Genomic DNA, 12,665 nt, shown 5'->3' on the forward strand with positions numbered 1-12,665 from the left:
GTATTCCATCACGCGCGCGCTCACGCCACACGAATCGGCCGCCCCGAAGGACGGCCGACTCGCGTACCAGTCACGCCGGGACGGCGTCCACGTCGCGTTCGTAGAAGCGGTGGCCGGCGACCGCCGTGGCGAACTTCTCGGCGATCCCGTCCCCCGTCACCACCCCCACGTCGCTGGGCAGTCGCGCGGCCTCCAGAAGCTCGCGGCCGGACCCCACGGCCCCGATGGCCTTGCCGTGCTTGAACGCCTCCATGACGAAGAAGCGCGCCCGCCCCAGCGAGGCCAGGGCCGCGCCGTCGGCGGCCACCACCGCGTCGTAGAGGACCGAGCTCGCCGCGCCGAGCTGCCGGTCCACGGGGATGCCGGCCACGGTGCCCTCCGCCGGGGCCAGCACCTCGCAGATGGCGCCCTTGCCCTCCAGGGACTCGCGCAGGGCGGTCACCTCGCCGGCGTCCGTCCCGTCCGCCATGAGGATGGCGACCTTGCGGGTGGCGAGGCTCTGCGGCTGGCCGGTCATGCTGAGCGCGGGTGAGGCGTTGGAGTGGACCTCGGTCCTGGGCGGCGCGGGCAGGCCGAGCCCCTGGGCCACCTGGGCGGCCAGGTCGGGGTGGATCTGGCCCAGGTGCCGGACCACGCCCTCCTTGATGGGGAGCCGCTCCACGTGCCCGAGTTCGAACAGGAACGCGGCCACGATGTGCCGCTTCTCCCAGTCCGCCATGCTGTTCCAGAACAGGGTGGCCTGGCTGTAGTGGTCCTCGAAGCTGGGGCTGCGCTCGCGGATCTTCACGCCGTCCACCCGCTCCTGGTAGTGCCGGTAGCCGTCGGTGGCCTCGGGGCGGTTGCCGCTGATGGAGTTGGGCGCGTAGCTGGTGCGCGACTCGTGGATCAGGTGCTGGTGGAAGCCGTCGCGCTGGTCGTTGCGCACCTCGTTCACCGGCCGGTTGACCGGGATCTGCGGGAAGTTGGGCCCGCCCAGGCGCAGGAGCTGGGTGTCGAGGTAGGAGAAGTTGCGGGCCTGCAGCAGCGGGTCGTTGGAGAAGTCGATGCCGGGCACGACGTTGGCGGTGTGGAAGGCGACCTGCTCGGTCTCGGCGAAGAAGTTCTGCGGGTTGCGGTTGAGCGTCATCTTGCCTATGGGCCGCAGCGGCACCTGCTCCTCAGGGATGATCTTCGTGGGGTCGAGCAGGTCGAAGTCGAAGTCGTGCTCCCGCGACTCGGGTACGAGCTGCACGCACAGCTCGTACTCGGGGTAGACGCCGCGCTCGATGGCCTCCCACAGGTCCCGGCGGTTGTAGTCGGGGTCGTTGCCCTGGATGCGCAGCACCTCGTCCCACACCAGCGAGTACGTCCCCAGCACCGGCCGCCAGTGCCACTTGACGAACGTCCCCTGCCCGGAGGCGTTCACCAGCCGGAACGTGTGCACCCCGAACCCCTGCATCATCCGGAAGCTGCGCGGGATCGCCCGGTCGGACATCAGCCACATGACCATGTGCAGCGACTCCGGCTGGAGCTGCACGAAGTCCCAGAACGTGTCGTGCGCCGACTGCGCCTGCGGGATCTCGTTGTGCGGCTCCGGCTTGACCGCGTGCACGAAGTCGGGGAACTTGATGCCGTCCTGGATGAAGAAGACCGGGAAGTTGTTGCCCACGAGGTCGAAGTTGCCCTGAGAGGTGTAGAACTTCGTGGCGAACCCGCGTACGTCCCGCACGGTGTCGGCCGAGCCGCGCGAGCCCGCGACGGTCGAGAAGCGCACGAACGTCGGCGTCGGCGTCGAGGTGTCGTTCAGGAAGGCCGCCGAGGTCAGGTCGCCGAGCGGCTCGTAGAGCTGGAAGACCCCGTACGCGCCCGCGCCCCTGGCGTGGACCACGCGCTCGGGGATGCGTTCGTGGTCGAAACGGGTGATCTTCTCGCGGAAGTGGAAGTCCTCCATGAGCGTCGGCCCGCGGGTGCCCGCCCGCAGCGAGTCGTCCGTGTGATCGACCGGGACGCCCTGATCCGTGGTCATGGTGAGGTCGTCGAGTGGGACGCGATCGGCGTCGAGCTGGCGGTGCTTCGCATCGCGCTCTGGCTTCATGAAGAAATCCCCCTTATAGGATTTGTCGGGCGCTTTTACCTGGGTGCCCGGCCGAACGGGTTGAAACGGGGGGATTGATGATGAAGGCCGTGGTGTTCGACGTCGGGGAGACGCTGATCAGCGAGGCGCGCATCTGGACGCGCTGGGCCGGGCGGCTGGGTGTGAGCGAGTTCGTGCTGATGGGCGCGCTCGGTGGGATGGCGGCGCTGGACCGCCCCCATATCGACGCCTTCGAGCTCATCCGCCCCGGCTTCGACGCGGACGCGGAGGATGCCGCCTGGGAGCGCGACGAGCCCGACGGCCTGCGCAACCACTTCGACGCCGACGACCTCTACCCCGACGTGCGCGACGCCCTGGCCGCCATCAGGGCGGCCGGATACCAGGTGATCATCGCGGGCAACCAGCCGGCGCGGGCCTACGGGGCACTGGTCGCCATGGACCTGCCCGCCGACTCCGTGCACACCTCCGAGGGATGGGGCGTGTCCAAGCCGGACGCCGGGTTCTTCGCCAAGGTCGCGGCGGTCGCGGGGCGGGAGCCCGGCGAGATCCTCTACGTCGGCGACCGGCTCGACAACGACGTGCTCCCGGCCGCCGCGGCGGGCATGCGCACGACGCTGCTGCGCCGCGGCCCGTGGGGGTACCTGCACGCCGAGCGCCCGCAGGCGGCGGCCGCCGACGCGATCATCGACGACCTGCACGCCGTACTGACCGTGCTGGAACGCCTCGGCTGAGCGCGAGTGCTGGGACGCGTTGGATGAGCACCCGCGCCGGAACGCCGCGCGAGCGGTGACGGCGGCGCGGGGACGGATCACGTGAGGTTCTCGTCGGAGTCGATGCGGATGGCACGCTCCTCCGCCGACAGGTCGTTCCCGTCGTCGTCGCCCCAATCGAGGGCGATCTCCTCGCCTTCCGTGTCGGGCGCCAGCCCTTCGTCCGGCTGGGTCAGCCGGTGCTTGGGGCGGGGCTCGTGGAGCCGGTCCCTGGCCTCGCGGCGAAGGCGTTCGTCGAGAGTGTCCCGGCGCTGGGGGTCGTCTTCCTTGACCTCGTGGTAGAAACCGAGATCCTCGGTCCACTCCTCGAACTCGATCGCCTGTTCGTCACTGAAGCCGAACCGGTCAGGAGGTTTTTCGGTCATATGCGACCCCTACCCAGGACGCGGCCCGAAATCCTATGACTTGGCCTTGCTCAGGGCCTTGGCCAACGCTTCCTTGTCCCTCCTCGACACTGTGGTGGGCGTCGGTTGCCAGAGGGGTCAGGGCTACTCATGGGACTGGGATGATGCCCATTTGGGGTTGAACGAGCTCGAGCGGATGATCCCTGCTCACCAGCGCCGCGTAGTGGCCGGCGCGGGCCATCAGCTCGTCGTGGGTGCCGCGCTCGACGATCTTCCCGCCGTCCAGCACGACGATCTGGTCCGCGTCGCGGACCGTGGACAGCCGGTGCGCGATCGTGATGGTCGTACGGCCCCGCGCCAGCGCGTCGAGCGCCTCCTGCACGGCCCGCTCGGTCTGCGTGTCCAGCGCGCTGGTGGCCTCGTCGAGGACCAGCACCGGCGGGTTGCGCAGCAGCGTGCGCGCGATGGCCAGGCGCTGCTTCTCGCCGCCGGAGAACCGGTAGCCGCGCTCGCCCACCAGCGTGTCGTAGCCGTCGGGCAGCGAGGCGATGTGGTCGTGGATGCGCGCGGCCCGCGCGGCCTCCTCCAGCTCCTCGTCGGTCGCCGACGGCTTGGCGAAGCGCAGGTTGTCGGCGATCGAGGCGTGGAACAGGTACGTCTCCTGCGACACCACGCCGACCGCCTCGCTCAGCGTGTCGAACGTCAGCTCCCGCACGTCCACCCCGTCGATCGTGACCCGCCCGCCGGTGACGTCGTAGAGCCTGGGCAGCAGGTAGCTGAGCGTGGTCTTGCCCGAGCCGGTCTCGCCCACGACGGCCAGGCTGGCGCCCGCCGGGACCTTGAGGTCCACGCCGGTGAGGGTGGGGGTCTCGCCGTACGAGAAGTCGACGTCCTCGAAGCGGACCTCGCCGCGCACGTCCTGCAGCTCCCGCGTGCCGGGGCGGATGTCCACCGGCAGGTCCAGATACTCGAAGATCCGCCCGAACAGCGCCAGCGAGGTCTGCACCTCGACGCCCAGCCGCAGCAGCGAGACCATCGGCCTGAACAGGCTGGTCTGCAGGGTCGTGAAGGCCACCAGCGTGCCGACCGAGATCGCGCCCGTGTGGCCGACCGCCCAGTAGATGATCGCGGGCATGGCCGCCATGACGATCTGGATGGACGACTGCCGCCAGCGTCCCGCCATGCTCGTCCGCACGCCGAGGTCGGCCAGCTCGTCGGAGGCCCGGCCGAAGCGCTCGGTCAGACCGTCGGAGCGGCCCATGGTGCGGCCGAGCAGGATGCCGCTGATCGACAGCGACTCCTGGACCATGGAGGCGATGCTCGCCAGCTTGCGCTGCCGCTCGTTGGTGATGCGCTTGCGCTCGCTGCCGACCTTGCGGCTGATCCACACGAACACCGGCATGAGCAGCAGCGAGACGACCGTCAGCCGCCAGTCGAGCGCGACCATGGCGACGATCGTGGCGATCACGGTGGTGAGGTTGGAGACGAGGGAAGAAGCGGTCGAGGTGACGACCGACTGCATGCCGCCGATGTCGTTGGCGATGCGCGACTGGACCTCGCCGGTCCTCGTGCGGGTGAAGAACGCCAGCGACATGCGCTGCAGGTGGCCGTAGACGGCGATGCGCAGGTCGTGCATCACCCGCTGGCCCACAGTGGTGGACATCAGCGTCTGTACGACGTCGAACACGCTGGTGATGACCGCCACCGCGATCATGCCCAGGGCCAGCAGCGCGAGCAGGCCGGCGTCCCTGGCCGGGATCGCCACGTCCAGCACCTCGCGCAGCAGGAAGGGCGAGGCCAGCGACACCAGCGACGACAGCAGGATGAGGGAGCCCACCAGGGCCAGCCGGCCGCGGTAGGGGCGGAACAGCTTGATGATGCGCCCGAGGGGCGCGCGTGGTTCCTCCGCCAAGTGGCGCCTCCTTTCAGATGTCCACTCAAACAGAGGTTAACTCATATTTGTTCCGGCTAAACTTATCGACATGGGAGAAAAGGAGCTCGCCGAGCTCTTGCACCTGGTCAGCCGGCGGTTGCGGCGCGGGTACGTGGACCGGCTGGTCCCGCTGGGGCTCAACCCGGGGCAGGCGCGGGCCCTCCGGGCGCTCGCCGAGGCCCCGGAAGCGCTGCGGATGGTGCGGCTGGCCGACGAGCTGCGGATCGTGCCGCGCTCGCTCACGCCGGTGGTGGACGCGCTGGAGGAGGCCGGGCTGGCGCGCCGCGAGGTGGATCCCGCCAATCGCCGCTCCACGTTGGTGGTGATCACTCCCGAGGGGCGCCGGATGGCCGAGCGCGCCCGCGAGGCCCGCCGGGACGCGGGTCAGGACCTGTTCACGGTCCTGACGGAGGAGCAGCGCGACCAGCTCCGTGACCTGCTGGGCCTGGTGGAGTCCCAGTTCCGCTAGCGATCAGGCCGCGGGGAGGACGGTGCCGCCGAGGACGGTGCCGAGGCAGGGCGGCTGGGCCAGGAGCGCGGCGTACGGGTAGCGTCCGCGGGCGTCGAAGACGGCGAAGTCGGCGCGGGTCCCCGGGGCCAGCGACCCGATGCGCCCCTTGCCCCGGTGCATCCCCAGCGCCCGGGCCCCGCCCATGGTCGCGGCCGCCACCAGCCTGCCGTCCAGCCCTCGGGTCCGCAGCCCGAGCTCGCGGGCGTGCTGCCGGATGCCCCGCGCCACCCCGAGCACCCCGCCGGTGCCGCCCGTCGGACCGCCGTCGGCCCCGGTGCCGAGGGCGACGGTGTTGCCCTCGTCGAGCAGGGCCAGCACGTCGGGGGCGGGCGACGCGCAGACGGCCACCACGGTCTTGCGCAGCCGCAGCAGCTTGCGCTCCCCGGGGTCCAGCGGCCGGGAGACCGCCACATGGCACAGCGGTCCCAGCACCCCCGCCTCGTCCAGCGCGGCGGGGGAGAGCCGGTCCAGATCGACCAGCAGGCGCAGCCCGAACGTCCTGGCCAGCACCGCCACGTCCTCCAGCACCTGCGGGTCCGGTGTGTGCGCCGCGATCCCCACCGGGCAGGGCCGGTCGACCTCGCGGATCGCCGTGATCACCGCGTCCCGCCCGCGGGTCTCCCACTCCTCCTCGCTCGCGCTGGTCACCTCGACGTACGAGATCCCGGGCACCCCGGCGGGCTCGGCCAGGTCGGAGACCACCCCGGCCCGCGCCGTCACCCCGGGTCCGGCGGCCGGCCCGGAGGCGGACCCCGCGGCGCGGGCGTCGACCAGCCCGGCCACGATCATGCCGGTCCACCGCCGCTCCTCGGCGGCGGGGAAGGACGTGGTCACCGAGGCTCGCGTGCCCACCTCGACCACCCGGTCACCCTTGAGCGCCACGGCCCCGTCGCGAATGGGATCGGCGCAGACGGGCAGGACGAGCGGGCCGGAATGGACCACGACGGGCATGGGCGCGCGCCTGTTCAGGACCGGACCGGCACGTTTCGCAGACGGCATCGGCACTCCCGTCGGATCATCCCTGTCAGGGCATTAAACGTGAGCCCTGTCAGGTTCGCAATTAGGACAAATTATGCGATTCTCTCGGTAAATATCGACCGGAGAGGCGGGCGAGTTTCAGGCTCAGGTGCAGCGCGAGCCGCTCGCCCCCGTCCTTCAGGTCGGTACGGGCCAGCTCCTCCACCCGCTGCAGCCGGTAGTACAGGGACGTCCGGTGCAGCCGCAGCGCCCGAGAGGTGGCGACCGCGCTCCCGGCCAGGTCCAGGTAGGTCTCCAGGGTCTCCAGCAGCGGCAGGTACTGGGCGTCGGCCAGCAGTCCCTCCAGCCCCGGATGCAGCTCCTGGTCGGGCAGCTGGGTGAGCATCCGGTAGACGCCGAGCCGCGCCCACTCGGCCGTGCGCCCGAGCCCGGGCACCCGCGAGGTCACCTCCGCCGCGTGCCTGGCCTCCCGGTACGACCCCGCCGCCTCCGCCAGCGCCGGCCTGGTCCGCCCCACCCCGACCACCACCGGCACGGGCATGGCCGCGTGCAGCTCGTCGGGGGAGACCGGCGGCCCGGCGGTCAGCAGCACAGCGTGGTCGTAGCGAACCAGGTGCAGCGGATGGTGACCGTTCAGCCGCCGCCGCAGCGCCAGCAGCCCCTGCTCCAGCCCCAGCCTGAGCGCCTCGTCCGGCTCGGCCCCGCGCGGCTTGGCCACCAGTACGGTCACCGGCTGCGCCTGCGGGAACGCGCCCGCCTCGATGAGCTGCCTGGCCGCGTCCCGCTCGCCCGCCAGCAGCCCGGTGACCGCCTCCAGCTCCCGGTGGGAGGCCAGCCCGGTGGCCAGGCTCTCGTGGAACAGGGCCAGTGCCAGCGCCGGGGCGGCGGCCACGGCCTCGGCGATCTCGGCGTCGGACATGGCCGGCTCCGCGTCGACGAACCACAGGAAGCCGAGCAGCGCGTCCGCGTGCCGTACCGGGACGCACACCCGCGGCAGCAGGCCGAAGTGCGGCGCGCCCGGGGTGCGCACGGGCCCGGTCGCCTCGTGCACGCCGGCAGCCCGGAACCACTGCCGCACCTCGGGAGTGGTGCTGCGGCGCAGGATCGAGTCGCGGCGGATGTCGTCCATGGCGCCGTTCTGCTCGCTGTAGGCCACGACGCGTTGCACGCGGTCCTCGAGCAGCAGGGGGCGGCCGAGACGCGCGGCGAGCTCGTCCACGGTCCGCTGGAGATCCGCCACACCAACACCTTTACGTGGATATTTCAACAATTGTCGGAAAGACGACTAGGGTTCTTCCCTACAACTGATCGGTGATCTCCGTCAATATCGTCTATACCGTCAATCCGTGATTGCCCCGAAGAAGCTGCTGAAGGGTTTGCTGGCGGCCATCGTGCTGATCCCGGTGAGCCTGATGGCGACCCCTGCTTCCGCAGCACCCCCCACCGATCCCGAGTATCCGTGGCGGCAGAACCACTGGCCGCAAACGCAGCCCTGGCAGCTCGACGAATCCGCCGACGCCCAGGCCCTGCGCTCCGACCCAGCCGGCGGCATCAAGCCGATTGATCCGCAGAACTGGGAGAATCCCGACAACATGACGTGGGCGGACTACAAACGGCCGCCCGGCACCAAGTGGAACGACCCCGCCGTCAAGGGGTCGAAGCGCACGTTCAAGGGCGCGCTCGTGCTGCTCGACTACCCGAACCAGTCGTTCGTGGTGACGCAGCCCAAGGGCTCGACGATCTACGCGAACCCGAGCGCCGAGGCCCACGACGTCCCGCGCGACCAGGTGGCCAAGTTCTACCAGGACTTCCTCAACACCCCGAACGACCTCAACAAGGGTCACACCATCCACGAGTACTGGATGGAGGACTCGGGCGGCAGGTACGGGGTGGAGCTGACCGGGTTCGGGCCCTACACGCTGTCGGGCAAGGACCACGAGTACGCGATGGAGTTCCAGGGCGGCACCGGCTGCCCGGCGGGCGACACCTGCAACAAGAACCTGCGTACCGAGGGCAACGCCGCCTGGATCGCCTCTGTCGGCGAGGAGGTGGCCAAGCAGTTCGACTTCGTCTTCTACCTGAGCGCCGGTCAGGACGAGTCGGCCACCTGGCAGGAGTTCGGGATGATGAAGTTCCCGACCAAGGAGGACGTGCCGGACGAGTGGGGCCCGCCGGACCCCGCGCTGCCCAACTGGGTGGCCACCCGCTACGTCGACTGGACCTCGTGGCAGGCCGGCTCCAACTTCTGGCCGAACGCCCGCTTCGGCATCGACTCGGTCCAGGCCGAGAGCTCGGGCATGGCCGTCTACGCCCACGAGCTGAGCCACATCATGGGCATCGCCGACAACTACAACAACCCGTACGGCGTGCCGGCGCGCAGGGCGTACACGGGCGTCTGGGAGATGCTCAGCCGCGGCAGCTTCAACGGCCCCGGCGGCCCGCACTCCCGCTGGCTGATCCCGCCGACCTCCGGCGCGTCCATGGGCGCCCAGCACATGCTGCGCAACAAGATCAAGCTGGAGATGGTGGACGAGCAGAACGTCTTACGCCTCTCGCGTGCGGCGCTCGACGAGTCGGGCCTGGTCACCGCCCGGGTCGTGGCCCGCGCCGTCCAGCCGGGCAAGAACGAGCTGTCCGGCGTCAACATCTCCTTCGACACCGGCGACAAGAGCCCCGCCTGCGACGTCACGACGAACCCGCTGTGTGACGGCGGCGGCTACGAGAACTACACGGTCGAGGTCGTGGACCGCGTGGGCACCGACTCCTTCACGCCCGACTCCGGCGTCCTGCTGGCCAAGACCAAGAACCAGGACCGGTCCCCGTTCGAGTGGGTGATCGACGCGAACCCGCAGGACATCGGCATGACCGACTACGTGCTGCCCGACGGGACGAAGGTGCCGATCACGGTCGGCGACTACCGCCAGCTCGCCGACGCCCTCTTCCACGCCGGCACGGACTCCGGCAGCGAGTACGAGTACGTCGACCAGGCCAACCGCCTGCACTTCTACGTCACCGACGTCAAGCGCGACCGCGACGGCGAGCTGTCCTACACGGTCGCCATCCGCTCGCTCGACGGCGCGGGCCCGCAGAAGCGCGGCGTCAAGCTGCTCCCCTCGGCCGGCCTGCCCACCGCCAAGAACATCTCCACCTGCAAGTTCCCGCTGTTCAACACCGGCAAGGCGGCTCCGGCGCAGGGGCAGCACCCGGAGGACGTCAGCGCCTACCTGAACTCCGACGTCTACCGGCTCAAGGCCGAGATCCAGGGCAAGGGCTGGACCGCCCAGCTCCCGAACGCGCTGGACTCCGTCGCGTTCGGCAAGCAGGACCTCGTCACCGTGAACGCCGTGCGCGGGACCGGCGGCGACCGCCTGGCCAGGGTCAAGCTCACCGCCACCTCGGAGAGCGACCCGAGCAAGACGGCGACGGCCACCTGTCATGTGATCGGCTAACAGATGAACGATGGGGTACGGCTGGCGCAAGCCGTACCCCATTGGCTTGAATTACCCCATAGGGGGTGTTCGTTGACAGGGGACCTACCTGACAAACCGCGCAAAAGGCGCAGAAAGGTGCCATGGGCCGCGCCCATCTCCGCGGGCCTCGCGGCCGCCGCCGCGAGCGTGCTGACCGCCTCCGTGGACTGGGAGATCCCGCCGCTGGCCAAGATCGCCGTGACCGGCGCGGCGGCCGTCCTCGTCGGGCTGACCACCTGGGCCACCACCGAGCCGCGCGAGCCCCGGCAGCAGGCGCTCCCCGCGCCCGGCCCGCACCCGCCCGACCAGTGGCCGCCGGTCCCCGAGCACTTCACCGGCCGCGCCGAGGCGCTGGCCGAGTTGCACGACGTCTTCACCGAGCGCAGGAAGACCCCCGGCCTCTCACCGCCCCTCGTGGTCTCCCTGTACGGCCGGGGTGGCGTCGGCAAGTCGGCGCTGATGACCAGGTTCGCGCACGAGACGGCCGGCTGGTTCCCCGACGGCAGGCTCTACGCCGACCTGCGCGGCGGCGTGGACGCACCGGTGCGCCCCGACGAGGTGCTGATCGGGTTCCTGCGCGCGCTGGACGTGCGCCTGACCACCGACCCCGGCGGCCTGGACGAGTTACGCAAGCTCTGGCTGACCTGGACCAAGGGCCGCAGGATCCTCATCGGCCTCGACAACGCCCATGACGCCGAACAGGTCAAGGCGCTGATCCCGGCCGAGCCGGGCTGCGCGGTGCTGGTCACCTCGCGCGCGCCGCTGTTCCTGAACGGCACCCATGACACGCGGCTGGGCGTGTTCAGCGAGGCGCACGGAGTGGAGCTGCTGGCCAGGCTGGCCGGCGGCGACCGGGTCGTCGACGACCTGGAGGCCGCCAAGGAGGTCGTGCGGCTGTGCGACTACCTGCCGCTGGCGATCAACATCTGCGGCGCCCGGCTGGCCACCCGCGAGCAGTGGAGCATGCGCGAGATGGCCGCCCGGCTGGCCGACACCCGCCGCCGCCTCGACCAGCTCGAAGTGGCCCCGACGGTGGACAAGAGCGTGCGCGCCTCCGTGCAGCTCAGCTACGACGACTGCACGGGCATGCAGCGCCGCCTGCTGCGCCTGCTCAGCGCGCTCACCGCGCCCGACGTGCCCGGCTGGGTGGCCGGCGAGCTGCTCGACAGCTCCGGGCTCGACGGCGCCGACCAGCTCGAAGCCCTCATCGACGCCCAGCTCGCCGAGTGCTCGGGCACCGACCAGACCGGCACGATGCGTTACCGGCTGCACGACCTGGTCAGGGTGTTCGCCGCGGAGTTGGCCGGGCAGGACGAGGCCGAGCGGCGCAGGGCCGCCATCGAGCGCGTGCTCTACGGCTACCGCCGCCGCGCCGAGGAGGCCGCGCAGAACCGCTGGCCGCAGGACTGGAGCAAGGGCGGGCGCCGCTCCGACGCCGACGGGCAGGTCCGGGCCGGCGACTGGCTCAATGCCGAGCGGCTGACGCTGCTCGCCATGATCCACCTGGCCCGCCAGCTCCGGCTGTGGGAGCTGACCTGGGGGCTGGCCAGGGCGTTCTGCTCCCTGTGCCACTCGCTGCGCGCGTACTGGGCCGACTGGGTGGCCGTCGCCGAGCTCGGCTGCGAGGCCGCCGCGCAGATCGGCGACCGGCGCGCGCTGGCCATCGCGCTGCTCGACAGCGCCTCCGTGCACGGCGGCCTGGGCCTGCGGGAGCGGGCGCTGGAGGAGGCCAGGCGGGCGCTGGAGACGTTCGAGGAGCTGGGGGAGACCTGGTGGGCGGCCAGGGCCATGCGCACGATCGGCATGACGCTGTTCAGCGACGGCCACCTGGACCGGGCGCAGGACTATCTCATCGGGGCCATCACCGCGTTCAAGGGCGAGGACGACCTGTGGTGGATGGCCCGCACCCAGCGCAACCTCGCCGAGATGCGCATGTCGGAACGCCGTCCCGACGAGGCCAGGGAGCTGCTGGAAGACGCCCTGGAGATCTTCAAGCGGGACGGCAACCGCTACTCCGAGGCCCAGACCCTGCGCGTCTACGGCGAGGTGCTGGCCGCGCAGGCGCGCGTCGAGCACCGCGCGGGCGACCTCCGGCTGGCGGCCAACCTGTTCACCAGGGCCGGGTTCAGCCTCGACCGGGCCTCCGAGATGTTCAGGCAGCGGGGGGAGCTGTGGGAGGAGGCCCGCTGCCTGCGGGCCGCGGGGGAGGTCGGCGACCCCGACAACGGGCTGCGCGAGCTGGACTTCGTCCGGCGGGCCGAGAAGATCCTGGCCGCGCTGGGCGACTCGTGGGGGGTGGCCAGGACCGCCGTGTCGGCCGGGCGGGCCCTGGCGCGGCTGGGCCGGATCGAGGAGTCGGAGCGGGAGCTGCGGCGGGCGGTGCGGGGGTTCGAGGAGCTCGAGGACCGGTGGTGGATGGCCAGGAGCCTGCGCTACCTGGGGGAGGCGCACCTCGACGCGGGCGGCCGCGGGGCCGCGGTGGAGCCGCTGGAGCAGGCCAGGGACATCTACCGCAGCCTCGGCAACGAGGCCGGCATGCGCCGCACCCTGGAGCTCCTCAGACGCGCCGGCCCCTGAGCGGCCCG

The 12,665-nt window shown here is 71.1% G+C and carries 9 protein-coding genes; 4 read left to right on the plus strand and 5 right to left on the minus strand.

Annotated features, from left to right (window positions below; all coding sequences use genetic code 11):
* Positions 1–70 precede the first annotated feature (70 nt).
* On the minus strand, positions 71–2,074 hold the full coding sequence (locus ACIHFD_RS00965) for a catalase (RefSeq protein WP_397365015.1): 2,004 nt from the start codon (positions 2,072–2,074) through the stop codon (positions 71–73).
* A gap of 77 nt (positions 2,075–2,151) precedes the next feature.
* On the opposite strand from ACIHFD_RS00965, the gene ACIHFD_RS00970 reads away from it, so the two are divergent.
* Positions 2,152–2,805, plus strand: a complete 654-nt coding sequence (locus ACIHFD_RS00970) for an HAD family hydrolase (protein WP_397365016.1) — start codon at positions 2,152–2,154, stop codon at positions 2,803–2,805.
* Between the two features lie 77 nt (positions 2,806–2,882).
* Here ACIHFD_RS00970 and ACIHFD_RS00975 read toward each other — a convergent pair whose 3' ends face one another.
* Together ACIHFD_RS00975 and ACIHFD_RS00980 are read right to left on the minus strand one after the other, a co-directional pair.
* Positions 2,883–3,209 carry a DUF5709 domain-containing protein gene (locus ACIHFD_RS00975; RefSeq protein ID WP_350723043.1) on the minus strand — a complete coding sequence of 109 codons (327 nt, stop codon included), beginning with the start codon at positions 3,207–3,209 and terminating at the stop codon, positions 2,883–2,885.
* Positions 3,210–3,336: 127 nt separating this feature from the next.
* Positions 3,337–5,100 carry an ABC transporter ATP-binding protein gene (locus ACIHFD_RS00980; RefSeq protein ID WP_397365017.1) on the minus strand — a complete coding sequence of 588 codons (1,764 nt, stop codon included), beginning with the start codon at positions 5,098–5,100 and terminating at the stop codon, positions 3,337–3,339.
* Positions 5,101–5,170: 70 nt separating this feature from the next.
* On the opposite strand from ACIHFD_RS00980, the gene ACIHFD_RS00985 reads away from it, so the two are divergent.
* Positions 5,171–5,590 (plus strand): MarR family transcriptional regulator, encoded by a 420-nt coding sequence (locus ACIHFD_RS00985; RefSeq protein ID WP_350723039.1) that lies wholly within the window; start codon positions 5,171–5,173, stop codon positions 5,588–5,590.
* A gap of 3 nt (positions 5,591–5,593) precedes the next feature.
* Here ACIHFD_RS00985 and ACIHFD_RS00990 read toward each other — a convergent pair whose 3' ends face one another.
* Together ACIHFD_RS00990 and ACIHFD_RS00995 are read right to left on the minus strand one after the other, a co-directional pair.
* Complete coding sequence (locus tag ACIHFD_RS00990) at positions 5,594–6,583, minus strand: amidohydrolase family protein (protein WP_397365018.1); 990 nt, start codon at positions 6,581–6,583, stop codon at positions 5,594–5,596.
* 109 nt (positions 6,584–6,692) lie between these two features.
* A complete protein-coding gene (locus tag ACIHFD_RS00995; RefSeq protein ID WP_397365019.1) occupies positions 6,693–7,850 on the minus strand; it encodes a PucR family transcriptional regulator in 1,158 nt (385 codons plus the stop codon).
* Positions 7,851–7,956: 106 nt separating this feature from the next.
* Between ACIHFD_RS00995 and ACIHFD_RS01000 the strand changes: the two genes are divergently transcribed.
* Both ACIHFD_RS01000 and ACIHFD_RS01005 read left to right on the plus strand, forming a co-directional pair.
* On the plus strand, positions 7,957–10,059 hold the full coding sequence (locus ACIHFD_RS01000) for a M6 family metalloprotease domain-containing protein (RefSeq protein ID WP_397365020.1): 2,103 nt from the start codon (positions 7,957–7,959) through the stop codon (positions 10,057–10,059).
* 117 nt (positions 10,060–10,176) lie between these two features.
* Positions 10,177–12,657, plus strand: coding sequence for an ATP-binding protein (locus tag ACIHFD_RS01005; RefSeq protein WP_397365021.1), 2,481 nt, complete (start codon positions 10,177–10,179; stop codon positions 12,655–12,657).
* The last annotated feature ends 8 nt before the right edge of the window (positions 12,658–12,665 follow it).

This window comes from Nonomuraea sp. NPDC051941 (assembly GCF_044593615.1).

Bases quoted from the DNA above. Each gene is read 5' to 3' on its own strand.
- ACIHFD_RS00970 (WP_397365016.1), top strand. From the start codon at position 2,152: ATGATGAAGGCCGTGGTGTTCGACGTCGGGGAGACGCTGATCAGCGAG.
- ACIHFD_RS00990 (WP_397365018.1), bottom strand. From the start codon at position 6,583: ATGCCCGTCGTGGTCCATTCCGGCCCGCTCGTCCTGCCCGTCTGCGCC.
- ACIHFD_RS00985 (WP_350723039.1), top strand. From the start codon at position 5,171: ATGGGAGAAAAGGAGCTCGCCGAGCTCTTGCACCTGGTCAGCCGGCGG.
- ACIHFD_RS00975 (WP_350723043.1), bottom strand. From the start codon at position 3,209: ATGACCGAAAAACCTCCTGACCGGTTCGGCTTCAGTGACGAACAGGCG.
- ACIHFD_RS00965 (WP_397365015.1), bottom strand. From the start codon at position 2,074: ATGAAGCCAGAGCGCGATGCGAAGCACCGCCAGCTCGACGCCGATCGC.